This window comes from Nonomuraea sp. NPDC005730, assembly GCF_040630865.1.
In the GTDB taxonomy this organism is placed as follows: Bacteria; Actinomycetota; Actinomycetes; order Streptosporangiales; family Streptosporangiaceae; genus Nonomuraea.
This window is the reverse complement of the sequence record NZ_JBEXYK010000001.1, coordinates 21,697-48,258: the sequence shown is the minus strand read 5'-3', so window position 1 is coordinate 48,258 and position 26,562 is coordinate 21,697. Positions and strand designations below refer to the sequence as shown.

The 26,562-nt window shown below is 72.1% G+C and carries 20 protein-coding genes; 8 read left to right on the top strand and 12 right to left on the bottom strand.

What is annotated here, in order from left to right:
• Positions 1 to 75 precede the first annotated feature (75 nt).
• Positions 76 to 2,700, bottom strand: coding sequence for a hypothetical protein (locus ABZ444_RS00225; protein WP_357990480.1), 2,625 nt, complete (start codon positions 2,698 to 2,700; stop codon positions 76 to 78).
• Between the two features lie 181 nt (positions 2,701 to 2,881).
• Here ABZ444_RS00225 and cofD point away from each other — a divergent pair, with 181 nt between their 5' ends.
• The 4 genes from cofD (at position 2,882) to ABZ444_RS00205 (ending at position 6,374) form a co-directional block, all read left to right on the top strand.
• Positions 2,882 to 3,820, top strand: a complete 939-nt coding sequence (gene cofD, locus ABZ444_RS00220; RefSeq protein WP_357990477.1) for a 2-phospho-L-lactate transferase — start codon at positions 2,882 to 2,884, stop codon at positions 3,818 to 3,820.
• Entirely contained in the window at positions 3,817 to 5,088 is a 1,272-nt protein-coding gene (locus tag ABZ444_RS00215) for a coenzyme F420-0:L-glutamate ligase (protein WP_357990474.1), read from the top strand. Before cofD ends, ABZ444_RS00215 begins: the two co-directional genes overlap by 4 nt.
• A 100-nt stretch (positions 5,089 to 5,188) precedes the next feature.
• Positions 5,189 to 5,932 carry a lytic polysaccharide monooxygenase gene (locus ABZ444_RS00210; protein WP_357990471.1) on the top strand — a complete coding sequence of 248 codons (744 nt, stop codon included), beginning with the start codon at positions 5,189 to 5,191 and terminating at the stop codon, positions 5,930 to 5,932.
• Between the two features lie 16 nt (positions 5,933 to 5,948).
• Positions 5,949 to 6,374 carry a DoxX family protein gene (locus ABZ444_RS00205; protein WP_352349226.1) on the top strand — a complete coding sequence of 142 codons (426 nt, stop codon included), beginning with the start codon at positions 5,949 to 5,951 and terminating at the stop codon, positions 6,372 to 6,374.
• A gap of 32 nt (positions 6,375 to 6,406) precedes the next feature.
• On the opposite strand, the gene ABZ444_RS00200 is transcribed toward ABZ444_RS00205, so the two are convergent.
• The 7 genes from ABZ444_RS00200 to ABZ444_RS00170 all read right to left on the bottom strand — a co-directional run bounded on the left by ABZ444_RS00200 (position 6,407) and on the right by ABZ444_RS00170 (position 15,857).
• Entirely contained in the window at positions 6,407 to 8,119 is a 1,713-nt protein-coding gene (locus tag ABZ444_RS00200; RefSeq protein ID WP_357990467.1) for a substrate-binding and VWA domain-containing protein, read from the bottom strand.
• Between the two features lie 116 nt (positions 8,120 to 8,235).
• On the bottom strand, positions 8,236 to 10,788 hold the full coding sequence (locus ABZ444_RS00195; RefSeq protein ID WP_357990464.1) for a bifunctional FO biosynthesis protein CofGH: 2,553 nt from the start codon (positions 10,786 to 10,788) through the stop codon (positions 8,236 to 8,238).
• Between the two features lie 51 nt (positions 10,789 to 10,839).
• Entirely contained in the window at positions 10,840 to 11,733 is an 894-nt protein-coding gene (locus tag ABZ444_RS00190; protein WP_357991592.1) for a DNA-3-methyladenine glycosylase 2 family protein, read from the bottom strand.
• Between the two features lie 63 nt (positions 11,734 to 11,796).
• A complete protein-coding gene (locus tag ABZ444_RS00185) occupies positions 11,797 to 12,888 on the bottom strand; it encodes an NDP-sugar synthase (RefSeq protein ID WP_357990461.1) in 1,092 nt (363 codons plus the stop codon).
• A gap of 20 nt (positions 12,889 to 12,908) precedes the next feature.
• Positions 12,909 to 14,027, bottom strand: coding sequence for a glycosyltransferase family 1 protein (locus ABZ444_RS00180; RefSeq protein WP_357990459.1), 1,119 nt, complete (start codon positions 14,025 to 14,027; stop codon positions 12,909 to 12,911).
• Between the two features lie 97 nt (positions 14,028 to 14,124).
• Positions 14,125 to 15,033, bottom strand: a complete 909-nt coding sequence (locus ABZ444_RS00175; RefSeq protein ID WP_357990456.1) for a lysylphosphatidylglycerol synthase domain-containing protein — start codon at positions 15,031 to 15,033, stop codon at positions 14,125 to 14,127.
• Positions 15,030 to 15,857 (bottom strand): class I SAM-dependent methyltransferase, encoded by an 828-nt coding sequence (locus tag ABZ444_RS00170; protein ID WP_357990454.1) that lies wholly within the window; start codon positions 15,855 to 15,857, stop codon positions 15,030 to 15,032. The genes ABZ444_RS00175 and ABZ444_RS00170 overlap by 4 nt, the downstream gene beginning before the upstream one ends.
• Positions 15,858 to 15,947: 90 nt before the next feature.
• Between ABZ444_RS00170 and ABZ444_RS00165 the strand changes: the two genes are divergently transcribed.
• Complete coding sequence (locus tag ABZ444_RS00165) at positions 15,948 to 16,907, top strand: lysylphosphatidylglycerol synthase transmembrane domain-containing protein (RefSeq protein WP_357990451.1); 960 nt, start codon at positions 15,948 to 15,950, stop codon at positions 16,905 to 16,907.
• On the opposite strand, the gene ABZ444_RS00160 is transcribed toward ABZ444_RS00165, so the two are convergent.
• The 4 genes from ABZ444_RS00160 to ABZ444_RS00145 are packed head-to-tail and all read right to left on the bottom strand — an operon-like array spanning position 16,808 to position 21,749.
• Positions 16,808 to 17,872, bottom strand: a complete 1,065-nt coding sequence (locus ABZ444_RS00160; protein WP_357990448.1) for a glycosyltransferase family 4 protein — start codon at positions 17,870 to 17,872, stop codon at positions 16,808 to 16,810. The genes ABZ444_RS00165 and ABZ444_RS00160 overlap by 100 nt on opposite strands.
• A 3-nt stretch (positions 17,873 to 17,875) precedes the next feature.
• Positions 17,876 to 18,805, bottom strand: coding sequence for a glycosyltransferase family 2 protein (locus ABZ444_RS00155; protein ID WP_357990445.1), 930 nt, complete (start codon positions 18,803 to 18,805; stop codon positions 17,876 to 17,878).
• A gap of 58 nt (positions 18,806 to 18,863) precedes the next feature.
• Positions 18,864 to 19,691 carry a hypothetical protein gene (locus tag ABZ444_RS00150; RefSeq protein ID WP_357990442.1) on the bottom strand — a complete coding sequence of 276 codons (828 nt, stop codon included), beginning with the start codon at positions 19,689 to 19,691 and terminating at the stop codon, positions 18,864 to 18,866.
• Positions 19,692 to 19,724: 33 nt separating this feature from the next.
• On the bottom strand, positions 19,725 to 21,749 hold the full coding sequence (locus ABZ444_RS00145; RefSeq protein WP_357990439.1) for a glycosyltransferase family 39 protein: 2,025 nt from the start codon (positions 21,747 to 21,749) through the stop codon (positions 19,725 to 19,727).
• Between the two features lie 65 nt (positions 21,750 to 21,814).
• Between ABZ444_RS00145 and ABZ444_RS00140 the strand changes: the two genes are divergently transcribed.
• From ABZ444_RS00140 to ABZ444_RS00130, 3 genes are all read left to right on the top strand, one after another.
• Positions 21,815 to 23,368: a hypothetical protein gene (locus ABZ444_RS00140; protein WP_357990436.1), complete on the top strand. Its 1,554-nt coding sequence runs from the start codon at positions 21,815 to 21,817 to the stop codon at positions 23,366 to 23,368.
• A 143-nt stretch (positions 23,369 to 23,511) separates the two neighbouring features.
• On the top strand, positions 23,512 to 25,137 hold the full coding sequence (locus ABZ444_RS00135) for an LCP family protein (protein ID WP_357990433.1): 1,626 nt from the start codon (positions 23,512 to 23,514) through the stop codon (positions 25,135 to 25,137).
• 172 nt (positions 25,138 to 25,309) lie between these two features.
• Complete coding sequence (locus ABZ444_RS00130; protein ID WP_357990430.1) at positions 25,310 to 26,509, top strand: acyltransferase family protein; 1,200 nt, start codon at positions 25,310 to 25,312, stop codon at positions 26,507 to 26,509.
• Positions 26,510 to 26,562 lie beyond the last annotated feature (53 nt).

Genomic DNA, 26,562 nt, shown 5'->3' with positions numbered 1-26,562 from the left:
GTCGGAACCGTACCAGGGCGGGGTAGACGCCCGCCCTTTGGGCCACCTTCTCTCTAGCCGTCGTTTGCCGGTCCGTTACCTGCGTGGCTCGTTGGGCGTGTATATGGCCGTTGGGTCGATTGGGTCGTCACCCGGGCGGTTCTGGGCGCCCAGGGCGTCCCCGAACTGCGAGGGGTCGAGCCGCATCGTCGACTCGCCCTGCGCCTCACTCCAGCCGGCCGGTGCCTGGTGGGTGGGGCGGTAGGTCTGGGGCTGCTCGTACTGGCCCTGCTGGGGTTCGTACGCGTTCTGCTGCTGGTACGGCTGGGCCTGCTGCGGGTGGCCGAACGGGTCGTCGTACGGCCGGGCCGGCTGGCCGGCGTAGTCGGGCACCCGCAGGTCGGGCTGGGTGCCGGAGGCGGCCGTCGAGCTCTGGTAGGTCTCGGCCTGCTGGTAGGCGTCCAGGAGCTGCTGGGAACGCGGGTCCACGGGCGGGTCCGGCTCCTGGAAGGCGGGGGTGGCGTACTCGTGGCCGGAGTAGCCGGTGAACGGCTGGCCGCCCTGCTGGTCGAAGGCGTTCTGGCGGTCCTGGTACGGCTGCTGCTGCTCCGCCTGCGGGTAGGGGACGCTCGGGCTGGTCTCGCCGCTCGGGTACGCCTGGTCGGCGAAGGCGTTCGGGGAGCTGTTGCTCGGGGCGTACGGGTTCTCGGGGGTGGGGTAGCCGGACTGGCCGTACGCGCTGGGCTGGCTGTCGGCCGGGACGTACGGCGCGGGGGTGTACTCGCCGGCCGGCGGCTGGTAGCCGGAGTCGGGGAGCGTCTCGGACGGGGTGTACGCGGGCGGGGCGTACCCCTGGTCCTGGCCGAAGCCCTGCGGCGGGAAGCCCGGGTCCGGCTGCGCGAACGGCTGACCGGCCGGTCCCTGGGCGTGGCCGAAGGACTGGTCGGTCTGGGCGTACGGGCGCTCGGGGGCCGGGGGGAACGGCGACTCGGGCCGGCTCGGGGGCTGGTCGGCGGACGCGGCGGGAAGCGCGGCCCTGGCCGACTGGTAGGGCTGCTGCTGGTACTGCTCGGGCGAGGGCTGCTGGCCGTGCGAGGGCTGCTGGCCGTGCGAGGGCTGCTGGCCGAACGGAGCCTGGTCGGGCTGACCGTGCGAGGGCTGCCCGAAGGGAGCCTGGTCAGGCTGGCCGTGCGAGGGCTGGCCGAACGGGGGCTGCTCGGACTGACCGTGCGAAGGCTGACCGAACGGGGGCTGCTCGGACTGGCCGTAGGCGGGCGGCTGGCCCTGGACCTGGGCCTGGCCGTAGGCGGGCTGGGCGTCGGGGGTCTGGGGGGCGTAGGGGGACTGCGCCTCGGCCGCGTGCGGGACGGGGGTGTCCTGCTGGTGGCCGTAGCCAGGGGCGTCGGACTGGCCGAAGCCGGGCGCGGAGGGCGCGGGCCGGCCGTAGCCGGCGGGGTCGGGCTGACCGAACGCGGGGGCGGGCTGGCCGTAGCCGGGAGTGGACGGCTCGGGCTGACCGTAGCCAGGGGTGGCGGGGTCGGGGTGGCCGCTGTGGCTCGGGGGCTGCTGGCCGTAGCCGGGGCCGGGCTGCGCGCCGGGGCTCGGCGCCTGTCCGCCGCCGTAACCCGGCTGCTGCCCGAAGGCGGCCTGCTGGTCCTGCTGCCCGTAGGAAGCCTGGGAGTCCTGCTGGCCGTACGGATTCTGCGGGTCCTGCTGGCCGTACGGATTCTGCGGGTCCTGCTGGCCGTACGGAGCCTGCGGGTCCTGCTGGCCGAAGGTGACGGTGGCGTGCTGGCCGGACGGGGGCTGGGGGGCGTACCCGGCTGAGGCGGGCTGAGGCTCGTAGCCGGAAGAGGGCGGCTGGGGCTCGTAGCCGGAGGACGGCGGCTGGGGCGCGTAGGCCGGGGACTGCTGGCCCGAGGGGGGCTGGGCCGCGTAGCCCGAGCCCGCGGGGAACTGGCCCGACGGCGGTTGCGGGGCGTAGCCGGAGGAGGCGGGCTGGGGGTCGGGAGCCGCGGACTGGGCGTCCTGGCCCGGGGGGAGCTGGGCGAGCGCGGGCTGCTGGCCGTAGGGGGTCGGCGCGGCGTGCGGCTGCGCGTACGCGGGCTGGGGCGAGGGCTCGGGCCGGCCGTGCGGCGGCTGGTCGGACTGGCCGTAGGCGGGCTGGTCCTGCTGGCCGAACTGCTGGGGGCGGCCGTACTGGGGCTGGTCCTGCTGGCCGAACTGCTGGGGCTGGCCGTAGTGGGTGGTCGGGCGGCCGTACCCGTCGAGGGTGGGGATGGGGGAACGGCCGGGCATGACCTCGGGGAGCAGGTAGACCAGCCCGACGGCGGTCAGCGCGAGCATGGGGACGCCCGTGAGCACGTACTCCACCACGCCGCGGAAGCCGCCTCCGGCGAACAGCCCGACGACCAGCGCCAGCGCGCCGAACACGGCGGCGAGCAGCAGGCCGGCGGCCGAGCCGTAGGCGATGAGCCGGGCCTTGGACGAACGCTCGCCCGTCCTGGTGACGAGCAGCACGGCGCCCACGAGCAGCGCGGTCACGACCGGGCTGGTCAGGCCCGGCAGGTTCGCGGCGGCACGGGTGGCGAACCCGCCGCCGAGCGGGCTGCCCGAGCCGATCAGGATGTGGCCGATCGTCAGGACGACGTCCACCAGCCCGGTGACGAGCATGATCCAGGCAGCCGGCTCCCGTAGTCGGGCGGCATTTACTTTGCTCATGAGTAACCCCCATCGGACCCTTTGGCCCGAAGGGAGTTTGCCACATTGCCGACTTTCGCGGCGGATGTCCCAAGAACCTCTTCCATCCCATTTACCCCTATACCTGGAACTTCTCGCTCCGAAGTGGGGCAGAACCACTCCCCCCACGGGGATGTCGGACACCGATGGAAGACTGGGACGCATGCACATCGTGTCACTCGCCGGCGGCATCGGCGGCGCCCGTTTCCTGCGCGGCCTGCGCGCCACCGCACCCGACGCCTCGATCACCGTCATCGGCAACACGGGCGACGACATCACCCTGTTCGGCCTGCGCGTCTGTCCCGACCTCGACACCGTCATGTACACCCTGGGCGGTGGCATCGACGAGGAGCAGGGCTGGGGCCGGGCCGAGGAGTCCCACGTCGTCAAGGAGGAGCTGGCCGCCTACGGGGTCGAGCCGCAGTGGTTCGGGCTCGGCGACCGCGACTTCGCCACCCACATCGTCCGCTCGCAGATGCTGGAGGCGGGCTATCCGCTCTCGCAGATCACCGAGGCCCTGTGCGTGCGCTGGCAGCCGGGCGTGCGGCTGCTGCCGATGACCGACGACCGCTGCGAGACGCACGTGGTGATCTCCGACGAGCGCGGCAAGCGGGCCGTGCACTTCCAGGAGTGGTGGGTGCGCCTGCGCGCCTCGGTCCCGGCCGAGTCGTTCGCGCTGGTGGGGGTCGAGACCGCCAAGCCCGCGCCGGGCGTCCTGGAGGCGATCGAGCAGGCCGACGTGGTCATCCTGCCGCCGTCCAACCCGGTGGTGAGCATCGGCACGATCCTGCAGGTTCCCGGCATCCGCGAGGCGGTCGCGGCCAAGACCGTGGTCGGCGTCTCCCCCATCATCGGCGGCGCGCCCGTGCGCGGCATGGCCGACGCCTGCCTGACGGCCATCGGGGTGGAGACCACGGCCCAGGCCGTGCTCGACCTCTACGGCTCCGACCTGGTCGACGGCTGGCTGGTGGCCGAGGAGGACTCCGGGGTGGCGCTCGACGGCGTGCGCGTGGTGTCCCGTCCGATCCTCATGCACGACGCCGAGACGACGGCCGACATCGCCCGCACGGCGCTCGACCTGGCGCTGGAGCTGGCCCGATGAGCACGCGACGGGTCGAGGTCATCGCCGTCACCGGCATCGGCGAGGTCCGGCCGGGCGACGACCTGGCCGCCCTGCTCAAGGACGCCGACCTGCGCGACGGCGACATCGTGGTGGTCACCTCCAAGATCGTCAGCAAGGCCGAGGGCCGCGTCCGTCAGGCGCCCGACCGCGCGAGCGCGATCGAGGAGGAGACCGAGCGGGTCGTCGCCAGGCGCGGCGACACGGTGATCGTCCAGACCCGCCACGGCTTCGTCATGGCCGCGGCCGGGGTCGACGCCTCCAACACCGAGCCGGGCACCGTCCTGCTGCTGCCCGAGGATTCCGACGCCTCCGCGGCGCGGATCAGGGCCGGGCTGGGCGCGCGGGTGGGGGTGATCGTCTCCGACACGTTCGGGCGTCCGTGGCGCAACGGGCTGACCGACGTGGCGATCGGCGCCGCCGGGGTGCGTCCGCTCGACGACTTCCGCGGCTCCTCCGACTCCTACGGCAACGCGCTCGGCGCCACCGTCACCGCGCTGGCCGACGAGATCGCGAGCGCGGCCGAGCTGGTCAAGGGCAAGCTCGGCGGCGTTCCCGCGGCGATCGTGCGCGGTCTGGCCCATCTGGTGACCGACGACGACGGGCCGGGGGTCAGGCCGCTCGTCCGCCCGGCCGACGAGGACATGTTCCGCTTCGGCTCCCGCGACGTCGTGTTCGCCCGCCGTACGATCAGGGAGTTCTCCGACCGGCCGGTCAACGGCGAGGCGGTGCGCAGGGCGGTGGCCGCGGGCATCGCGGCGCCGGCTCCGCACCACACGACCCCGTGGCGGTTCGTGCTGGTCGAGTCGGCGCAGACCCGCACCGAGCTGCTCGACGCCATGCGCGAGGCGTGGATCGAGGACCTGCGCGGCGACGGGTTCACCGAACAGTCGATCGCCAAGCGGATCAAACGCGGCGACGTCCTGCGCAACGCCCCCTACCTGGTCGTGCCGTGCCTGGTGATGGAGGGCTCGCACACCTACCGCGACGACCGGCGCAACACCTCCGAGCGGGAGATGTTCGTCGTGGCGACGGGCGCCGGCGTGGAGAACTTCCTGATCCAGCTCGCGGTCGAGGGGCTGGGCTCGGCTTGGGTGTCCTCCACGATGTTCTGCCGGCCGGTGGTCAGGCAGGTGCTCGACCTGCCGGAGTCATGGGACCCGATGGGCTGCGTGGCGATCGGGCACGCCGCCGCGCCGCCGCGCGACCGCGCCCCCCGTGACCCGCGCGATTTCATCGTGACGCGCTGAGCCTCTGACGAGAGTCTGGAAATCTGGTAAGCCAACCGTTTACCGTTAGGAAACTTTCCTTTACATTTGGACTATCCCCCCATGTAAAGGAGCCACTTCAATGCGAAGGACTCTCACGTTAGTCGCCGTGGCGGTGATCACCATCGCCACGGCGGTGTTCAACACCTCTCCCGCGTTCGCCCACGGTTATGTGAACTCGCCGCCCAGCAGGCAGGCGTTCTGCGCCCAGGGCAAGGTGCCCGACTGCGGCCAGATCATCTACGAGCCACAGAGTGTGGAGGGCCCGAAGGGCCTGCGGAGCTGCAACGCCAACCTTGGACAGTTCGCTCAGCTCAGCGACGAGAGCAAGCCGTGGCCGGCCACCTCGGTGGGCAGCTCGGTGACCTTCACCTGGACGTTCACCGCCAGGCACGCCACGCTCAACTACGAGTACTACATCGGCGGAAACCGGGTCGCGGTCTTCAACGGCAACGGCCAGCAGCCGCCGTCGACGATCTCCCACACCGTCAACCTCTCCGGCTACTCCGGCCGCCAGAAGGTCCTGGCGATCTGGAACATCTCCGACACCTCCAACGCCTTCTACTCCTGCATCGACCTGCAGATCGGCGGCGGCGGCCAGCCGACCCCCACCCCCACCCCCACCCCCACCCCGACCGTGACCCCCACGCCCACCCCGACCCCGACGCCGACCACGACGGCCTCGGGCACCTGGAAGGCCGGCACGGCCTACACCACGGGCAGCACGGTCACCTACAACGGCGTCTCCTACCGGTGCCTGCAGCCCCACACGGCCATCGCGGGCTGGGAGCCGCCGAACGTCCCGGCGCTCTGGCAGCGGGTCTGACGGTCTGGACCGGCCGATGACCAAGCTTCGTGACGCCGCGCTGTCGCTGTTCCGCATCGTGGTGGGCCTGCTGTTCGCCTGCCACGGGGCCGCCACTCTGTTCGGCGTACTCGGCGGCCCGTACGGCGGAACGACCCCGTCCGTAGGCCAATGGCCCGACTGGTGGGCGGGGGTGATCGAGCTCGGCGCGGGCGGCCTCGTCCTCATCGGGCTCGCCACCCGCGTCGCCGCTCTGCTCTGCTCGGGCACGATGGCCTACGCCTACTTCACCGTCCACCTGCCCAAGGGCCTGTTCCCGTTGCAGAACGGGGGCGAGACCGCGGCCATGTTCTCGTGGTCGTTCCTGATGCTGGCGCTGCTCGGCAGCGGCGCGTGGTCGCTGGACAAGCTCGTGTCCCGCCTCCACCACCGCGGCGAGAACGCCACCGTGCACCAGATGTAGGCCGGAGGGGGTGCCGGGCGACCGGCATCCCCTCAGGCGGCCGGCTTGCAGGTGGGATGGCAGAGCCTGCGGGCCAGCGCGCCGAGGAAGACGTCGATGATCTCCCCCGGCTCCTGCGCCACGTGCAGCGAGCCGTTCGTGGCCGCCGCGATCTGCGACAGGCTGCCGCGGTCCACGTCCTTGCCGAACGCGATGATGACGATCTGGACGGGCTTGTCCGGGTCCCACTCGTTCCGCAGGGCGTCGAGAAGCCGCGGGAGTTTGACGCCCTTGCCGTCGTCCTTGCCGGCGCTGATCACCAGCAGCGTGTTGTTCATGTCGTCGCGGTAGTCGCCGCTCATCCTGCGGAACCCGGCCAGTATCGCGTCGTAGAGCGAGCTGTCCAGGTCGGGGTGGGGGGCGATGGTGCTGGTCAGCTCGTCGAGGACGCTGCGCCGCAGCACCTGGCCCGACTCCGGCTCGCTGATCGGGCCGAGGCCGACCCGCTGCCGGTAGCTCCTGACGTTCCCCACCTTGTCGGCGAACTCCCACATGCCCATGTGCGTGGAGTTCGGGAACAGCTGCAACCCGATCTTGGCCGCGGCCAGCGCGATGCGCACCTTGGTGCTGCCGTTCAGCGGCTCGGCCATGTGCTTCGAGGTGTCGGCCAGCACGAGGATGTTGGTCGGCGGCGCCAGCCTGCTCCAGGCGCGCAGCGCCTCGTCGATGTCCTGCTGGGACACCGACGGCCTGGTCTTCGGCGCCTCCGACGGGAGCTGCGGCCCCGGCGAGAGCGGCCCCAGCCGGCCGTCGCCCGACCTGAACCCGGCCCGCCGGACGATCTCCTGGGCCTGGCCGCCCTTCAGCCAGTCGGCGAAGGCGGTGGACGCCTCCGCGACGTCGGGATCGGCCGCCGTGACGACGTAGGGATAGTCGAGGTCGATGGTGCCCTCGCGCGGGTGCAGCGCCACGACCGGGTCGGGCGAGGGCACCCGGTTGTGGTTCCACACCGACTGCTCAGGGACGATGACCACCGGCCGCTGCCAGAACCCGCGGTCGTCCACGGCGTCGAGCATGCTGCGGTAGTCGGGCGCCGACCCGGCCTGCGCCCACCGGACGAACGCGGTCAGCGCCTTGTCGGCGGCCGGCCCGGTGCCCACGACGTCCCTGGCCGCGGCCACGGTCGCGATCCCCGCGCCCACCAGCGACGGGTCGGGCACCCGTACGACGTCGGGCTCGCCCGAGTTGGGCGTCAGCCGCCCGCGCACGGTCGGCGGGAAGACCATCCGCCAGTTCATCTCGGTCCCGCCGACCGAGAAGCGCCGGGCCAGCGACGACCGTGTGGCGAACACCAGCGGCGAGGTGGCCACCACGGTCTCCCCCGCGGGCAGCGAGCTCGCGCCCTGGCTGCGAGCCAGCCTGATCCAGGCCGAGGAGTCGGCGATCCAGCCGTCGGGGCGTTCGCGCAGCACGCCGGCCCGGTCGCCGATCAGCGTGCGCAGCACGGTGGCCGACGGCTGCTCGGTCACCTGGACCAGCACGCACCGCCCGCCGACCGACGCCTTGGTCTCGTTGAAGCGCCCGGCGGCCTCCATGACCGCCGGCGCCACGTCCACGGCGGCGGCCACGCTGACCAGAACAGGCTCTCGTGACACGCACAGGGCGGGACCGCCGCCGAGCACCACGTACAGGCTGCCGGCGGCGACGGCCACGGCGGCCAGGCCGGCCAGCATGCCACGTTGGAGCGCCTTCCTGCGTCGCTGCACGGGAGGCAGCGCGGCACGGTGTCGACCCAACCGCACGATGAACCTCTCTCCAGTGGAGTGATGATTCTTCCAGTGCCTCCCATACCGGGCGCAACCCTTGTTAGAACTTGTTATAACTACGCCATCGGCAAGACCCTTCTCACGCTCTGGCACACCCCGTCGCTCGCCTGCGCGGCGGCCAGCCGTTCGGCCGTGGGGCTGCCGTACTCGGTGGTGCGCTGGCGTACCGGCCTGCCGGTGACCTCGACCATCTCGCGCAGCTCGCTGATCGTCTTGTACGAGCCGTTCTCCGAGCCCGCCATCCGGCTGATCGTCTCCTCCATGAGGGTGCCGCCGAGGTCGTTCACGCCGCCCCCGAGCACCTGGCGGCACAGGTCGTCCTGGAGCTTGACCCACGAGCACTGGATGTTGGGGATCGCGCCGTGCAGCAGGATCCTGGCCAGGGCGTGCACCGCGCGGTTCTCCTGGGCGGTGGGGCCGGGCCGGGCGATGCCGGCCAGGTAGATCGGGGCGCTGGTGTGCACGAACGGCAGCAGCACGAACTCCGAGAACCCGCCGGTCTGCTCCTGCAGCCGCCTGATCAGCTTGATGTGCCTGACCCAGTGCAGGTGGTGGTCCACGTGGCCGTACATCATCGTGGACGTCGTCGGGATGCCGACCTCGTGGGCCGTGGTGATGACCTCGATCCACTCCTTGGCCGGCAGCTTGCCCTTGGTCAGCACCCAGCGCACGTCGTCGTCGAGGATCTCGGCCGCCGTGCCGGGCAGCGAGTCCACCCCGGCCTCCTTGGCGGCCTCCAGCCAGTCGCGTATGGACAGGTTCGTCCGGGAGGCTCCGTTGATGACCTCCATCGGGGAGAACGCGTGCACGTGCATGCCGGGCGTCCTGGCCTTGACCGCCCTGGCGATGTCGAAGTACGCGGTCCCCGGCAGGTCGGGATGGATGCCGCCCTGCATGCACACCTCGGTCGCGCCCGCCGCCCACGCCTCCTCGGCCCGGTCGGCCACCTGGTCCAGGCTCAGCGTGTACGCGTCGGCGTCGGTCCTGCGCTGGGCGAAGGCGCAGAAGCGGCAGCCGGTGTAGCAGACGTTGGTGAAGTTGATGTTCCGGTTGACGACGTAGGTGACCTCGTCGCCGACGGCCTGCGCGCGCAGCGCGTCGGCGATGGCCGCCAGCTCGTCCAGCGCCCCGCCCTCCGCGCCCAGCAGCGCGACGGCCTCGGCGTCGGTCAGCCCGGCGGGGTCGGCCTCGGCCCGCCTGAGCGCCTGCCGCACGTCGCTCGGCGTCGAGGCGGCGATCGGGCCGAGGCGTTCGCGCAGGGCCGTCCAGTCGCCGTACACGTGGTCGAAGTCGTCGCGCCGGTCGTTCACCCGGCCGGTGGTGTCCACCTCGACGTGCAGGTCCACCCGGCCGGTAGCGGCGAACCCGCCGTCGGGCTCCTGCCAGGGACGGCCCTGCGGCACGGCGTCCTCGCGGGCGAGCCCGGTGCCGGGGTCGGCCAGGGCCTCGACGTGCGCGAACAGCCGCGGGTCCAGCCAGGGCTCGCCGGCCCGCACGTACTCGGGGTAGATCGTCAGGCGTTCCCGCAGGTCGAAGCCGGATTCGGCGGTACGCGCCGCCAGGTCGTCGATCTGCGGCCAGGGGCGTTCCGGGTTGACGTGGTCGGGGGTCAGCGGCGAGACGCCGCCCCAGTCGTCGATGCCGGCCCGGATCATGAGGGCGTACTCGGAGTCGACCAGGTTGGGCGGGGCCTGGAGGCGTACGCGGGGGCCGAGGACCAGCCGCGCGACGGCGATCGTGGCCGCCAGCTCGTGCAGGTCGGCGTCCGGCAGGCCGCGCATGGCGGTGTCCGGCTTGGCGCGGAAGTTCTGGACGATGACCTCCTGGATGCCGCCGTACTCGCGGGCGACCTTCCGGACGGCGAAGATCGACTCGGCCCGGTCCTCGACGGTCTCGCCGATGCCGATGAGGATCCCGGTCGTGAACGGCACGTTGCTGCGGCCGGCGTCCTCCAGCACGCGCAGCCGTACCGCCGGGTCCTTGTCGGGGGAGCCGTAGTGCGGCTGCCCCTTCTCCTCGAACAGCCGCCGCGAGGTGGTCTCCAGCATCATGCCCATCGACGGCGCGACCGGCTTGAGCCGCTGCAGGTCACGCCAGCTCAGCACACCGGGGTTGAGGTGCGGCAACAGCCCGGTCTCCTCCAACACCAGGATCGCCATGGCTCGCACGTAGGACAACGTGTCGTCATAGCCGTGCGCGTCCAGCCACTCGCGGGCCTGGTGCCAGCGCTCCTCCGGCCGGTCCCCCAGCGTGAACAGCGCCTCCTTGCAGCCCATCGCCGCGCCCTGCCGGGCGATCTCCAGCACCTCGTCCGGGCTCAGGAAGGGCGACTCCAGCTTGTGCGGCGCGGTCGCGAACGTGCAGTAGCCGCAACGGTCCCGGCACAACCTGGTCAGCGGGATGAACACCTTCCTGCTGTAGGTGATCACCCCTTCCCTGCCGGCGGCCTTCAGCCCGGCGTCGCGCACGCGGGAGGCGTGGTCGAGCAGCGCGTCGAGTTGCTCGCCGCGCGCGTGCAGCAGCACGACGGCCTCGGTGAGGTCGAGCGCCTTGCCGTCACGGGCACGGGCGAGGGCACGGCGAAGCGCGGAATCACTGACAAGACTCATAGAGGCACAGTACGCACCCCTGAGTTCGTGACGCGCACTCAGGGCGGGATGTCAGAAGGACCGGTAGTCGCGCGCGGCCATCCGCGGCCCCCGCGCGGGCGGGCGCAGACCGCTGAGCCAGACGAGCACCGCCGCCCGGTGCCGATGCCCCCGGTACGGCTCCAGCAGCCGCATCATCCCCTGGTCGTCGGTCTTCTCCCCGGTCAGCGCGTAGCCGACCAGCTTGGCCAGGTGGAAGTCCCCCACGCTCACCGCGTCGGCGTCGCCGAAGACCCGCTGGCGCACCTCGGCCGACGTCCACACGCCGATGCCGGGCAGGGCCCGCAGCAGCCGGTCGAGCTCCTCCGTGGTGGCCGCGGCCTCCAGCTTGGCGGCGTGCCAGGCGGCGTTGGCGATCGTCCGGGCCCGGACGGCCTCCGCGCCCGCCCGGTGCCAGTGCCAGCTCGGGATCTGCCGCCACACGACCGGCTCGGGTGGCACCCGCATGCCGTCGGGGGCGGGGCCGGGGGCGGGCTCGCCGTAGTGGCGCAGCAGGTAGCGCCAGGCCCGCCACGCCTCCCGGCCGACGACCTTCTGCTCCAGCACGGCGGGCACCAGCGCCTCCATGACCCGCCCGGTACGCCCGATGCGCAGCCCCGCGTGCTTGCGCGCCACGTCCGCCAGCACGTCGTGCCGGACGCGGAAGCCGGAGACGTCGTCGAGCGCGCCGAGCAGGGCGGGCAGGGTCTCCAGCGACCATCCGGCACCCGGCCCCCACGCCTGGGCCCGCACGGCTGCGGCCGTCACGGTCACCCGCAGCGTGCTCGGGCCGTCGGGGGTGCGGCAGGCCCGCCAGATCGAGCCGTCGGGGGTGCGGCGCCAGGCGGGATCGCCGGTGCCGCGCCGGTGGGGGCCGAGGGCCAGCTCCACGTCGAGCGGCCCGTCGGGCTCCCACCTGCGTTCCATCACCCGTCCAGTCTGCCGCGCGGCGGCGGGTGGTCGCTCACCCGCGCGGCCCCGGCGGGCGGGTCACACGTCGCTGGAGTAGCGGACCGCACGCTCGGGCAGCTCGATGCCCGGCCAGACGCGCACCCCGCCCTGCAACTCGTTGCCCGGCCCGACCACCGCGCGGTCACCGATCACCGCGTCGCGCACGACCGTGCCGGCGCAGATCCGGGCGCCCTTGCCCACGACCGAGTCGCTCACCGTGGCGCCGGCCTCGATGACGCAGTCGTCGCACAACACCGAGCCCACCACGGACGCGCCCGCCTCGACGACGGCCCGCGCGCCGACGGCGGTGCCGCCCTGGACCTTGGCCTCGGCCGAGATCCTCGCCCCGTCGAGGGCGAGGTGCTCGCCCTGCGGGCCGGGCAGCGCCGGCGAGTCGAGCCGCCCGAGCACCAGGTCGCGCGAGCCCTTCACGAACGCGGCCGGAGTGCCCACGTCGAGCCAGTACGTGCGGTCGGCGTAGCCCAGCACCAGCTCACCGGAGTCGATCAGCCCGGGGAACGTCTCGCGCTCCACGGAGACGACCTCGCCGCGCGGGATCGAGTCGATCACCGAGCGGGTGAAGACGTAGCAGCCGGCGTTGATGCGGTTGGTGACCGGGTTGGGGGTCTTCTCCAGGAACGCGGTCACCCGTCCGGACTCGTCGGTCGGCACGCAGCCGAACCGCGTCGGGTCGTCCACCTCCGTCAGGTGGAGCGTCACGGCGGCGCCGCGCTCGCAGTGGGTGCGCACCTGGTCGCCGATGTCGTGGCCGGACAGGATGTCGCCGTTGAGGATGAGCACCGGGTCGGAGGGCCCGCAGGTGAGCGCCTCGGCGGCGTTGCGGATGGCCCCGCCGGTGCCGAGCGGCGTCTCCTCGGTCATGTATTCGAGGGAGAGCCCGAATGCCGACCCGTCACCGAAGGCGGGCTCGAACATCGCCGCCTTGTACGAGGTCGCGAACACGATCCGGCGTACGCCGAAGGACCGGGCACGGGCGAGTTGGTGGGCCAGGAACGGCACTCCGGCGGTCGGCAGCAGCGGCTTGGGCGTGCCCAGTGTCAGCGGACGCAGGCGTGTGCCCTGCCCCCCGACCAGGAGGATCGCCTCGAGGTCTGGCAAAGAGCTCTCCATCACTCCGTGAGAGTAGCGAACTATTCGATTGCGCGTTGATAAGAGTTGAGATGCGCCTCCGCCGAGGCCTCCCAGGTGAATTCGCGAGCCCGCGCCCGCCCGGCCTCCTGCAACTGCCTCCTCCGATCGGAGGAGGCGAGCAGCTCGCCCAGGGCGTCGGCGATGCTGTCCGCGTCCGGCTCAGTGTAGGCGACGGCGTCGCCGCCCACCTCGGGCAGCGAGGTGCGGTGGCTGGTGAGGACGGCCGCGCCGCAGGCCATGGCCTCCAGCACCGGCATGCCGAAGCCCTCGCCCCGCGAGGGGAACGCCACGACGAGCGCCCCGCCCAGGAACCCCGGCAGATCGGGCGCGCGCAGGTATCCGGGCCTGATCACCCGGACGGTGGCCTCGACCTCACGGCAGGCGGCGTCGACGTCGTCCTCGTGCACGCCGCCGCCGAGCACCAGCGCGGGCGGCGTCTCCAGCCGCTTGACGGCGGCGGCGAAGCCGCGGATCAGGTTGGGCACGTTCTTGCGGGGGTCGAGGTTGCCGAGGAAGGCCACGTACGGCTGGCCGTGCAGGCCGCACCTGATGGCCGCCCGGCGGACCTCGTCCTCGCTCGGCGGGTGGAACTGGGCGACGTCGACGCCGTGGTAGGCGACGTCGATGCGGGTGGGGTCGGCCGACAACACGCGGACCAGCTCGTCCCTGGTCGCCTTGGACGGCACGATGACGCGCCGGGCGTGCCGGACGGCGGTGCGCGTGGCCGAGCGGAAGAACGCGGCCCTGGCCGGGCTGTGCTGCTCGGGCTCGGTGAACCAGGTCACGTCGTGCACCGTCACGACGGTCGGCACGCCGGAGCGCAGCGGCATGGAGTAGTAGGGGGCGTGGATGACCTCGGCCCCCGTCTGGCGGGCGAGCAGCGGCACGCCGGTCTGCTCCCAGGCGAGCCGGGCGGCCCTGTTGGTGATGGCGACGGGGCCGGGGACGACACGGGCCGAAGGCGCCAGCCACTGGTACCTTTCCGCTTCCGCACGCTGGCAGACCACGACCAGATCGGTCCCTGCCTGGTGGAGCGCGGCCACGAGCCCGTCCACGTACCGGATCAACGCGCCACGGTCGGCGGGGACCGCGGCGGCATCGACGAGCACTCGAGGCATTACGTGGATCTTCTCCCCTCAAGATCGACGTGGGACCTGGCAAGTCCCCCCTCTTTGATTCAGCTTATGACCACCCTCCCCCAAATCGTGGGCCAAATCACACCGAGTCGCGACGTGCGGCCATTCCCGCCAAACCTGCGCAGATCAGGTCGCCGATGATGATGACGATGCGGGAGCAGAGGGCCACCGCGATGGCCGCGCCGCTGTCGAGCACGGGGGCGAGCACCGCCACCATCGCCAGCTCGCGCACCCCGGCCCCGGCCGGCACGACGAAGGTCACGATGCCCAGGCACCACGACAGGGCGAAGGCGCCGACGGCGAACAGCAGGCCGCCCTGCGGCGCGACGAAGTAGAAGTGCACGCCGTAGGCCGTCCAGCCGGCCAGCGCCCAGCCGAGCGCGGTGAGCATGCCGCGGCGGGTGAGCGGGCGTTCCAGGGGCTCGCGCCCGAGCTTGCGCAGGCCGAAGCCGATCACGCCGTTGACGACCTTGGGCTCCAGCAGCACCAGCAGCAGCGGGATGAACAGCAGCACCCAGCCGAACCGCTGCCAGCCGAGCGTGACCAGCGTGACGAGCAGACCGCTGGCGATCTGGACGGGCATCATCAGGAAGAACGCCGCGGCGCTGCGGGGACGCGGCACGCCCAGGTCGCGGCCCATCTCCATCTGGGCGAGCACCGGCCAGACCGCGCCGGGGATGTACTTGCCGAGCTGGCCGACGAAGAACACCTTGGCGGCCGGCCGCAGCGGCAGCGGCGAGCCCAGGTCGGCCAGCAGCGTGCGCCAGGTGAGCATGGCCCCGAGCAGCGCGGCGACCACGGCGACGAGCGACCCGGCCAGCGCCGGCCACGACAGCCGGGCGAACCCGGCCACCACGGCGTCCCACTGCCTGGCCACCGCCCACGCGCCGAAGGCGAGCGCGACGGCGAGGAAGCCGAGACGCAGCAGCCGGCGCGGCAGCGACCGCTTGGGGATCGCGCTCGCGCCGGTCTCGTCCACGAGGCTCACAGCGGCAGGACCCGCTCGGGCGGCTGCGGCAGCGCCGGCCCGGCGGGCCTGCGCGGCGTCTTGGTGGCCACCCACAGGTACGTCGGCACGACGGGCAGCAGCAGCCGCAGCACCTCGCGCGGCGCGCGGGCCAGCACCGCCTTGACCAGCCGGCCCGGCAGGCCGGGGAACAGCTCCGACCCGGCGAACCTGGTCGGCGTGGCCAGCACCGGGAACGTGTAGTCCCACACGTGGAAGGCGCGCAGCATCCGGCGCAGCCCCCGCCGGGTCCTGAACCGCTCGTAGTAGTGGTCGGCGCGGCCGGACGCGCGCACGTAACGGTCGGCCAGCGCGGGCGGCAGGTACGACAGGAACGGCAGCTTGTAGTGGGGCTCGACGACCCCCAGCCGGTTGCCGAGCCCGAGGTAGAGCACCCCGGTGTCGGACAGCACGCGGTGCATCTCGGCCACCACGGCGTCGGGGTCGACCACGTGCTCGTAGATGTGGTTGAACACCAGCACGTCGATCGACCCGTCGGGGAAGGGCAGCGCCGTGCCGTCGCCGCAGACGAACGCCACCCGCTCGCCGAACCGGTCGGCGGCCTTGCGCAGCCCCGGCACGTCGATGTCGATGCCCAGCGTGTGCTTGGCCCCGGCCTGGGCCAGCTCGTCGGCGATGAACCCGGCCGAGCAGCCGACGTCGCCCACCGTCAGCCCGCCGAGCGGCCCCTGGAAGTGCTCCAGCACGGCGATGATCTTCGCGGCCTTGCGGCGGCGTTTGTCCTCGTCGAGCATGGCCGACTGGAATTCGGAGTACTCGAGCTGCGCGACCCGTTGCTTGCCCACGTCGCCCAACAGTACCCGCGCCGCGGGCCTCGGCAGGCTGACCTGGCCCACATGCTGGCTCTCCCCCGGGCTCCCGCGTAGCCTGGGCTGATGTTGCGCCGCCTGCTGCGCGTCCTGCTCGCGCTGGTCGCCCTCGCCTTCCTCGGCTACGGCCTGGCGCGGAACTGGCACGACACCACGCAGGCCCTGGCCAGGCTGTCGCCGTGGGCGGTGCTCGGGGCGTTCGGGGCGGTGCTGGCCGGGCAGGTCTGCATGCTGGTGGCCTGGCGGCAGATCATGGCGGGGCTCGGCACCCGGCTGCCGCTGCGGGTGGCCGGGCGGATCATGTTCGTGGGCCAGCTCGGCAAGTACATCCCGGGCGCGGTGTGGGCGTACGCGGCCATGATGGACCTCGGGCGCGACCACGGCAGCCCGCCGCGGCGCACGTTCGCCACGATCTCGCTCGGGCTGGTGGTCAACCTGGGCGTCGGCATCTCGATCGCCGCCGCCACGCTGAGCTCGCACGAGGCGATCCGCCGGGCCTGGTACGTGGTGCTGCTGGTGCCGGTGATCATCGTGTGCCTGCATCCCAAGGTGCTCACCTGGGGGCTCAACCTGGCGCTGCGCATCGCCCGCAAGGAGCCGCTGGAGAGCGTGCTGCCCGGCCGCACGGTCGTCGTCACGGTCGCCTGGACCGCGCTCGGCTGGTTCGTCTACGGCCTGCACACCTGGCTGCTGTCCGGCCGCCCCGACCTCTACCTGGTGGCGACCGGCGCGTACGCGTTCGCCTGGTGCACCGGCATCCTGGCCTTCGTGGTGCCCGCCGGGGTGGGCGTGCGGGAGGGCGCGCTCGTGCTGGTGCTCGGGCCGGTCGTCGGCACCGCTCCGGCCATCGCGGTGGCGATCGTGTCGCGGCTGGCGTTCACGCTGGCCGACGCCGTCGCCGCGGGGGTGGCGTTCGTGCTCGCCCGTCAGATGCCGAGCAGCGTGCCGGCGTACGCCGCCCAGAACGGCTCGGGATCGACCGCCTTGACCCCCGACCGCAACCTCTCCGGCTCGCCCGAGGCGTAGAAGCGCTCGATCGCCGCGCGCAGCGCCCCGGCGTCACCCGGCTCGACCAGCAGGCCGTCGACGCCGTCGGTCACGTGGTCGGCCAGCGCGCCCACCCGGGTGGCGATCACCGGCACGCCGTGCTCGTGGCCGAGCCACACGTTCTGGCTGGCGGTGGCGCTCCGGTACGGCAGCACCAGCGCGTCGGCCGCGGCGAACAGCTTCGGCACGTCGGCGGCGGGGACGTACCCGGGCCGCAGCTCCACCCGGCCGGCCAGGCCCAGCTCGTCGATCAGCGCCTTCGTCCCGTCGAGCCCGCCCCAGAACTCGCCCGCGACGGTCAGCGAGATCCCCTCGGGCAACGCCCGCAGCAGCAGGTCGAGCCCCTTGTACGGGCGTACCATCCCGAAGAACAACAACCGCCGGCGCACCCCGCCGGACTTCTCGGCCGACGTGGACGGCAGGTGCGGCGGCAGCCCCGCCACCCCGACCGGCTTGCCCGGCGCGAGCCCCCTGGCCAGCTCGGCCTGCTGCTCGGAGTGGGCCAGCACGCCGTCGACCCGCCGCAGCAGCGCCCTCATCAGCGGCTGGTCGTACGGCTTGCGCTCGTGCGGCAGCACGTTGTGGCAGAGCGCGACCGTCCGGGCCTTCCGCCCGATCCCGGACAGGATCCCCAAATACGGAGGAACCTGGACGGAGCTCAACACCGCCAGCACCACCAGATCGGCCGTGCGCAAGCGGCGCCCCGCCGCGAACCACCCGTCGGGCCGCCGCCAGTCGAGCCGCCGCGCGGTCCTCGGGTACGGCGTGCCCTCGGGCTCGGAGATCGTCTGCTGCCCGGGGTAGAGGAACGACGGGTACTGGGCCCGCCACGACTCGATCACCACGTCGTGGCCCTGGGCCGCCAGCCGGTGCGCCAGCTCGGTGGTGTGCTGCGCCCCGCCCCCCTTGTACGGATGGGCCGGGCCGACGATCGCGATCCGCACGCGCTATTCCCCCCGCGACCGCACGATCAGGTCGGCCAGCAGCGCCACCGAGCCGATCAGCAGGCCCGACAGGAAGATCATGACCGTGTTGGCCGGGAAGTAGAACGGCTGCCGGACCATGTCCCAGACGCCCTTCACGAACCCGATCGCCACCAGCCAGAGCGCGGGCGGCATGAGGACCTTGAGCGGGTTGAAGTACATGATCATCCGCAGCACCTGCAGGATGTAGCGGTAGGCGTCGGAGACGAAGCTGAACTTCGACTTGCCGGCCCGCTTGGCGTAGTCGATCGGCAGGTAGTAGACGTCGTGCTGGTTGGACAGGAACGACAGCGTGATCGTCGTGACGCAGGAGAACCCGGGCGGCAGCAGCCGCAGGTAGGGGCGGGCCACCGACTTGCGGAAGGCGCGCAGCCCCGAGTTGAGGTCGGGGATCTTCTGCCCGGCGAGCTTCTCGGCCACCTTGCGGATCACCCACTTGGCCGGCACCCGCAGGATCTTGTGCGACCCCTCCTCGCTGGTGCGCGCGCCGACGACCTGATCGACCGTCTGGTCCTTCTCCAGGATCTGGACCAGCTCGGGGATGCGCTCGTTGGGGTAGGTCATGTCGGCGTCGGTCCAGACGACGATCTCGCCCCTGGCCTCCTGCGTGCCGATGCGGCGCACGGTGCCCGAGCCGCCGTTGCGGTGGAAGGCGCGGATGCGCAGGTGGGGGTATTCGGGCGCGGCCTCTTCGAGCCGGGCCAGGGTCTGGTCGGTCGAGCAGTCGTCGACGGCGACCAGCTCGTAGGTGTAGCCGCTGGAGTCCATCGCCCGCGTGATGCGCTCGACCTCGTCGATGACGTGGTCCTGCTCGTTGTAGCAGGGCAGGACGATCGTGACGTACGGCGCTTCTTCCACGGCAGGTCCACTCTTGGGGGTCTCAAGCGTGCTCACGGGGGTCGAGGGTACTCTGCCCCGCTGGAAGCCGAGTCCACATCGACGGGCTTTACACTCACTTGATCAGCTGTGACCATCCTACGCCGGGCATCCTGAGCATCTCCTGACCCACCGCCTTGGCCCTGGCAGGGTCGTCGAAGCGCACGTACAGCACCTCGGAGATGTCGCCGAGCGTCATGTGCCGTGCCCCGCTCTGGTAGAGCCGGGCCAGCCGCAGCCCGAACGGCTTGTCCTGGAGGAACACCTCGGCCACGCCGTCCAGCTCGCGCAGCCGGGCCACGACGGCGTCGCGCTGCGCCGCGGTCGCCGGAATCCGGCAGGTCGCCCCATCTCCCCACTGCCTGCACATCGCGACGCTCAGGTCCGCCTTGCCCCGCCAGAAGTCGGGAACCCGGGGCAGGAGCAGGACGCCCTTCTCCTCGGCCAGCCCCCGCCGGACGGCGTCGTAGTCGGCCGGGCCGCGCACCCCGCCCTCGATCTGGGGGACCCAGCTCCCGGCGCGGAGCCCCGTCAGCCCCTCGGTGATGATCGCCTGCTGGGCCCAGCGCCGCTCGATCTCGTCGGCGGGCAGCAGCGTGGGCGCGACCGCCTCGGGGATCCGCCGGACCAGTGCCAGCACCCGCTCGGCGGTGCCCCGCGGGCAGCCCTGGGTGCCCTCGGTGCACAGCGTGACGGTGAAGCCGTCCACGACGGGCAGCGCTCCTTCGGGCGGAGGCGAGGGCAGGAGCGAGCGCAGGTGCAGGTACCAGCCGCCCCCGCCGAGCGCCGCCACCAGCAGGACGGCCGCCACGATCATCGCCGCCGTCCTCTGGTGGGCTCTGATCCAGGGCCGTAACCAGGGCTCCCGGTCGTCGCCGAACGACAGCTCGTCGGTGTCAGACATGTCCAGAACTATCGCGATCTTCCCGGACCGGGGTCAACCCACCGCCATCCATACGTTCACCCGCAACGACCAGGTGCCATTGGGCGGGTCGACGAGCGAGCGCTCGTCCTGGCGCGTCACCAGGGCCATGATCTGGCGCGGCGTTCCGTAGGGCGCCACCTGGCCGGGGTCGGCGGCCAGCACGACCGGCACCCGGCCGGCCGCCCTGACCCTCTCGACGGCGGCCCGGACCTCCGGTTCCGCCGCCAGGTCACGCGATGGGGGCCGCGCCACCTGCGCCGCCGGACGCCCGCACATCCCGCGGACGAGCTGGGTGAAACGGTCGCCGGTCACCCGCTCGACGAACAGCACCGACGCCTCGGCCGGGAGCGCCGCGCACATCGACCGGACCGCCGCCGCCTCCCCCCGCTCGACCGGCGTGAACGCGGTGCCGATCGAGGTCACCACCGGCGGCGCGAGCACCAGCAGCACCCCCGCGACCGTCGCCCACCGCCGGACCGGCTCCCGCGGCCACGACCGCTCGCGCAGCCAGCCGAGCCCCCACACCGCCAGCACGATCAGGCCCGGGATCACGACCGGTACCAGCCGCCGGGAGGCCCATGGCTGGTCGGGGGTGATCTCGGGCCGCAGCAGCGTGGTGACCGTCGTCCAGCCGATCATCGCCAGCGGCAGCAGCCAGACGAACGGCCTGCCGTCGCGCAGCAGCCTGCGCAGCAGCACGGCCGCCGCGACCGTGGCCAGGACGACGGCCGGGATGCCGATGTACCAGGTCACCCAGTGGAGCGAAAGCTCGAAGTAGAGCCGGTCCGCCTGGACGGGCAGGCCGTTCGCCTGCTGGATCTGGGCGATGAACTCGGCCGTGCGGGCGTCCTCGACGTTCGTGGCCTTCCTGGTCACGGTCTGGAACCAGGGGCGGGCGTACAGACCGGCCATCACCAGCACGGCCAGCACTGCCCCCGCCGTCGGCAACCACCGCGGCGGCCGGAACCTGGCCAGCGCGGGCGCGGCGGCCACGCCGACCGGCGTGAGCACGAGGACGACCGCGCAGATGAGCAGCAGCGGCCGCACGGACCCGGACAGATACTCCAGATACGGCCGGGCCAGCACGTACGCCGCAAGCAGCCCGAGCCCCGCCCCCGCCACCAGCCCCGCCAGCAGCGGCACCCCCACCGCGCCCTGCGGCCGGCCGGAGCGCCGCATCGCGACCAGCAGCCCCGCATAGGCCAGCACCGGCAGCACGTCGCGCAGCCCGTCGACCCTGACCAGCACCGCCAGCCCCAGGACCAGCCCGGCCGGCAGCCCCTGCCGCCAGCCGGGCCGCTCGGCCTCGACCGCGTCCTGGGCCAGCGCCAGCCCGCCGAACAGCAGGATCAGCGACGGGATCTCGCTGAACGTCGTGCGCGAGGTGTAGAGGATCGGCAGGCTCACCGCGAACGCCGCCGCCGCGAGCACCGCCCACCGGCCACCGGCCAGCCGCGCCGCCACGCCGGCCACCGTCAGCACGGCCAGCGCCCCCAGCACGGCCGGGACCGCGAACGGCGCCCCCAGCCAGTCGCCGATCGCGAACACCAGCGGCGGCCCCGGCATGAACTGCGGCACCACCCCGCCGTCCACCGGGTACGTGCCGACGCTGTCGAAGTACAGGGAGGAGTGGTGGCCGCCGAACGCCGCCGCCTGGTCCGGGATCGGCAGCGAGCCGTGCCCGGCGATCCAGGCGGCGTACTGGGCGTAGGTCGCCGGGTCGCGCCGGACGAGCAGCTGCTCGGCATGCATGACGACGTTGAACACGCCCGACCCGGCGGCCACCGCCACGACCCCCGCCACCTGCCAGGGCGTGGCCTGGACGCCCTGGCCCGCGCCCCGCGTCCCGCGCAGGACGCCGCGCGTGCCCGCCCAGCACGACAGCGCCGCCGCGGGCACTCCGAGCAGCAGCGCGGGCAGCGGCGCGAACCGGCCGGCCAGCAGCAGCGGCAGGCCCACGAGCAGCCAGCCGGCCAGGGCGAGCGCGGGCGACACCGACAACGCGGCCAGTACGCGGCCCGATCGATCACGTTCCATCGGTGAGCGAGCGTATCCAACACCGCAGTCACGACGTCCGCGGAAACGCGGGTAGCGTACGCGAGGTGCAGGAGGAGCGGGATGACCAGCGGGTGAATCCGGAGCCGCGCGCGGGGACGCCCACCCGCGACGGCACGCCTTCCGGCGGGCGGCGGCTTCCCTCCCGTGTCCGGCAGTCCTCCTGGTGGCGGCTCGCCGCGCGCGTCCGGGAGCCCGGATGGTGGCGGCGGCACGGCTGGTTCGCCGGGGTCCTGGCGGTCGGCGCGGCCCTGCGCGCGCTCGCCATGCTCGGCTACCGCCCGGCCCTGTGGTTCCCCGACTCCTACACCTACGTCGTCACCGTCTTCCGGCCGCGCCCCGACCTGGTGCGCCCGGCGGGCTACTCGATGTTCATGAAGCTTCTGGAGCCCTTCCACGGCTTCTGGGCGGTCACCGCTGCGCAACACCTGCTCGGCCTGGCCACCGGCGTTCTCGTCTACGTGGCCGCACGCCGGGCCCCGCGCTGGGCGCGCACGCTCGCGGCCGTCCCCGTGCTGCTCGACGCGTACCAGATCGAGCTGGAGCACCTGCTGGTCTCCGACACGCTGTTCCTGTTCCTGGTCGTGGCCGCCGTGACGCTGAGCCTGACCGAGAAGCGCGCCACCGTCGCCGCCGTCGGCCTGCTGCTGGCCGCCGCCACCCTGACCAGGACCGTCGGCCAGCCGCTCATCGTCGTCCTGGCCGCGTGGTTCGTGCTGCGCAGGCGCGTGGGCCTGGCCGGGGTGCTGCTCGCCGCCGCGCTGGTCCCGGTCATCGCCTACGGCGGCTGGTTCTACGCCACCTACCACCGCGTCGGCCTGGTGGGCGCGAACGGCGTCTTCCTCTACGCCCGCACGATGTCCTTCGCCGACTGCGCCAGGATGAACCCGCCGGCCGACCTGCGGGTGCTGTGCGACCCCCGTCCGCCGGAGCTGCGCCCGCCGTCGCAGGAGTACATCTGGAGCAAGGACTCCCCGCTGGTGAAGCTGCCGGGGATCACGTTCTCGACGGCGAACGACGACCTGGCCTCCAGGTTTGCGACCCTGGCCGTCACCAGCCAGCCGCTCGACTACGCGGGCTCGGTGCTGGCCGAGCTGGCCCGCACGTTCGCGTGGGGGCGGCCGGTCTACCCCGACGCGGAGGTCTACGCCTACTACGAGTTCCCGGTGACCCCGCCCGGACCACCTGGCCGCTATCCCGCGCAGGTCGGCGCCGACTATGCCAAGCTCTACGAGCAGGGTGCGATCGGTACGGAGATCGTCGAGCCCTACGCCGGATGGCTGCGGGGCTACCAGAGCGTGGTGCGCCTGCCCGGCCCGGTGCTGCTGGCGCTCCTGCTCGCGCCGCCCGTCGCGGCCGCCGTGCGACGGGCGCGGGGCCTGCGGCACGCCGGTCCGCCGACGTGGCCGGTGCCCTGGGCGGCAGCCGTTGTGTTGCTCGTCACACCGCCCGCCGTGGCCGAGTTCGACTACCGGTACGTGCTCCCGGCCGTGCCTCTGGCCTGCCTCGCGGGGGCCCTGAGTATCCGGCCTGACCTGCGGAGACGGTCAGAAGGCGGGAAAGACTTTGGCAATGATATTCCACGAAATGTCCGGCTCTGAGTATGCTGTGCCGCGGAAACATCACGCCCGGGTCACGGTCGTTTCCGGCGGTCATGGCACCGGGCACGCCGTACGTGACCTAATCTCGTGGCGCGGAGCGACCAAGCCGGCGCGTTGGCGCAAGGAACGAGGCTAGGGGGCGTATGAGTGACTACAGGAGCGCGTCCGTCCAGGACGCCAGGGTCGCCCCCAGCGCTCCGGGCAGCCGGATGGCGCGAAGGGCCGCGGGCGCCCCGCCTCCCCCGCCCGACGACCGGCCCACGCGCGGCCACCGCGGCGACGGCGGCGGTCAGGGCAAGATGCGGGTGCTGGCCTGGGTCAGCATCGCCGCCACCACGGTCATGGTGGCCGGCGCGCTGACCGGTTACACCGTCTACCGCGACGCCTTCGGCAACATCACCCAGAAGAGCGTCAAAGAGGACATCATCAACCCGCGTCCGCGCGACACGGGCGCGCTCAACGTGCTGCTCGTCGGCTCCGACACCCGCGCGGGCAAGGGCAACTCCAAATACGGCCAGCAGCTCGCCAGGACGGCCGACGCGGGCGGCAAGCGCACCGACACGATCATCGTCATGCACATCTCCCCCAACCGGGACAAGGCGCGCCTGATCAGCTTCCCGCGCGACTCGATGGTGCAGATCCCGAAGTGCAAGAACGAGACCACCAAGGCCGAGATGCCGCCCCGCCGGGACATGATCAACTCGGCGTACAACTCCGGCGGCATCGCGTGCACGATCTCCACGATCGAGACGCTCACCCAGATCCGCATCAACCACTTCGTCGAGGTCGACTTCAGCGGCTTCAAGAACATCGTCGACGCCCTGGGCGGCATCGAGATCTGCCTCAAGTCCGGCGTCAACGACAAGGCGTCCCATCTCGTCCTGCCTCCGGGCAAGAGCCTGCTCAACGGCGAGAAGGCGCTCGGCTACGTACGTCTGCGCCACTACGGCGACGGCAGCGACATCCAGCGCATCAAGCGCCAGCAGATCTTCCTGAGCAAGGTCATCGCCAAGGCCACGAGCAGCGAGCTGCTCACCGACATCGGCAAGCTGACCGGCTTCATCAAGGCGGCGGCGGGCTCGGTCACCATGGACCCCGAGCTGGCCAACGACACCCAGCAGCTCATCGACATCGCCACCAGCGCCAAGGAGCTGACCGCGGGCGGCGTGCAGCTCACCACGATCCCGTGGCTGCCCGACCCCCAGAACACCAACCGGGTGATCTGGAAGGAGCCCGACGCCTCCGCGCTGTGGGCCTCGATCATCAGCGACACCGAGGTCGCGAGCCCCTCGCCGAGCGCCAGCGCGAGCACCAAGCCCAAGGTCACGCCGAAGCCCGAGCAGGTGAAGGTCCAGGTGCTCAACGGCACCACCACGCCGGGCAAGGCCCGCCTGGTGGCCGACGAGCTGGCCAAGCAGGGCTTCAACGTGGTCGGCGTGGGCAACTACCAGGCCGCCGACGGCGCCAGCCTGCCCTCCAGCGAGATCCACTACGCCAAGGGCGCCGCCACCGGCGCCGACTACGCGGCCGTGCTGTCGGGCGCGGTGCTGCCCAAGCCGGCTCCCACGGCGGGCAAGGTCACCGCGACCAACCCGCAGCCCTACACCTCCGGCACCACCGGCACGGCCGCCGGCGCGGGCGGCAAGGGCGCCCCGGTGATCCAGCTCGTCGTCGGCGCCGACTTCAAGTCGGTCAAGGTGACCAAGCTTCCTGACAGCGTGAACAACAGCACCATCACCGCCGCCGACCAGAAGAACGTGTGCACCTGAGGCTCCAAGTTCCCTGTGGAACCGGACCTCTCGTGAGACAGGGACCACTAGATCGGGATAATGTTTGCGGGTCGGCGACGCAGCGCGACACGGCCGCTGTTAAGGCGGTTGTAAGCATGAAATGTCAGAGTTGCGTCGTGCACCCCGGCCCCTAGCGAAGCTGAGCTCCCCAGTGTCTGACACAAAGTTCTCCCCACCGGTCACGACCCCGCGGAGCCCTGACGGCCCCGTCGAGGAAGGCGGGCCGGCGAACACTGGAGCTCGCTGGCCCCTGCCCCAAGAGTCCGCCTGGGGCAACCAGACCGACCCTCACGGCATCGCGACGGCCGAGCGCCCCGAGGAGCGGCAGGAGCCCGCCGAGGAGCCCGAGCCGCCCAAGCGCCGGCGCGACCCCTACCTCGACAACGTCAAGTTCATCCTGATCGCGCTGGTGCCGCTGGGTCACTCGCTGGTGCCCACGCTCTCGGCCCATTCCTCCAGAGCGCTCTACATCTACATCTACATGTTCCACATGCCGCTGTTCGTGCTGATCAGTGGCTACCTGTCCAGGAACTTCTGGAACTCCAACGCGAAGACGAACAAGCTCGTCGACACGTTCGTCGTGCCGTACGTGATCGTGGAGATCGGCTACGCCGCCGTCCGCTACGGGCTCGGCCAGAAGTGGAGCCTCACGATCATCGATCCGGCGTGGCTCAACTGGTACCTGCTGGCGCTGCTGTTCTGGCGGTTGTCCACACCGGTGTGGAAGCGGATGAAGCACCCGGTCCCGGTGGCCATCGTGATCTACATGTTCGCCGGGTTCTCGCAGATCGCGGGCGACTTCAGCATGGACCGCTTCTTCGGCCTGCTGCCGTTCTTCGTGATCGGCCTGGTGATGCAGCCCGAGCACTTCGAGATGCTCAACAAGCTGTGGATCAAGATCGTCTCGGGGGTCACGCTGCTCTGCGCGGCGGCCGTGGCCATCGTCATCGCGCCCAAGGCGCCGCTCGCGCCGTTCTACTTCAAGAACAGCTTCCAGGACATGGACCTGTCCTGGTGGATGGGCCTGCTGCTCAAGGCCGGGCTGCTGGTCTGCGCCCTGGCGATGTCCTTCGCGGTGCTGGCGCTGGTGCCGCGCGGCGAGACCTGGTACTCCGACCTCGGCACCCGCACGCTCTACTGCTACCTGCTCCACGGCATCCCCGTCCTGATCGCCAAAGACCAGGGCTGGCTGGCGTTGCCGTGGCTGCACGGGCCGCTCGGCGTGCTCGCCATCGCGTGCAGCTCGTTCGCACTGGCGATCGTGTTGTGCCTGCCGGAGACGCGCACGGTCTTCAAGTGGGTGCTCGAACCCCGCCTGACCTGGCTCTATCGCCGCCCCTCTGGAAGTTAAGCGGCCCTTCCACCTGAGTTAACGCCCTTGACCTGGTGGGCGCGGAGCATCGA

Coding starts and splice junctions, on each gene's coding strand:
- cofD (WP_357990477.1), top strand. CDS start 2,882: ATGCACATCGTGTCACTCGCCGGCGGCATCGGCGGCGCCCGTTTCCTG.
- ABZ444_RS00195 (WP_357990464.1), bottom strand. CDS start 10,788: ATGAGTCTTGTCAGTGATTCCGCGCTTCGCCGTGCCCTCGCCCGTGCC.
- ABZ444_RS00150 (WP_357990442.1), bottom strand. CDS start 19,691: ATGTCTGACACCGACGAGCTGTCGTTCGGCGACGACCGGGAGCCCTGG.
- ABZ444_RS00180 (WP_357990459.1), bottom strand. CDS start 14,027: ATGCCTCGAGTGCTCGTCGATGCCGCCGCGGTCCCCGCCGACCGTGGC.
- ABZ444_RS00210 (WP_357990471.1), top strand. CDS start 5,189: ATGCGAAGGACTCTCACGTTAGTCGCCGTGGCGGTGATCACCATCGCC.
- ABZ444_RS00215 (WP_357990474.1), top strand. CDS start 3,817: ATGAGCACGCGACGGGTCGAGGTCATCGCCGTCACCGGCATCGGCGAG.
- ABZ444_RS00190 (WP_357991592.1), bottom strand. CDS start 11,733: ATGGAACGCAGGTGGGAGCCCGACGGGCCGCTCGACGTGGAGCTGGCC.
- ABZ444_RS00165 (WP_357990451.1), top strand. CDS start 15,948: ATGTTGCGCCGCCTGCTGCGCGTCCTGCTCGCGCTGGTCGCCCTCGCC.
- ABZ444_RS00145 (WP_357990439.1), bottom strand. CDS start 21,749: ATGGAACGTGATCGATCGGGCCGCGTACTGGCCGCGTTGTCGGTGTCG.
- ABZ444_RS00185 (WP_357990461.1), bottom strand. CDS start 12,888: ATGGAGAGCTCTTTGCCAGACCTCGAGGCGATCCTCCTGGTCGGGGGG.
- ABZ444_RS00135 (WP_357990433.1), top strand. CDS start 23,512: ATGAGTGACTACAGGAGCGCGTCCGTCCAGGACGCCAGGGTCGCCCCC.
- ABZ444_RS00225 (WP_357990480.1), bottom strand. CDS start 2,700: ATGAGCAAAGTAAATGCCGCCCGACTACGGGAGCCGGCTGCCTGGATC.
- ABZ444_RS00205 (WP_352349226.1), top strand. CDS start 5,949: ATGACCAAGCTTCGTGACGCCGCGCTGTCGCTGTTCCGCATCGTGGTG.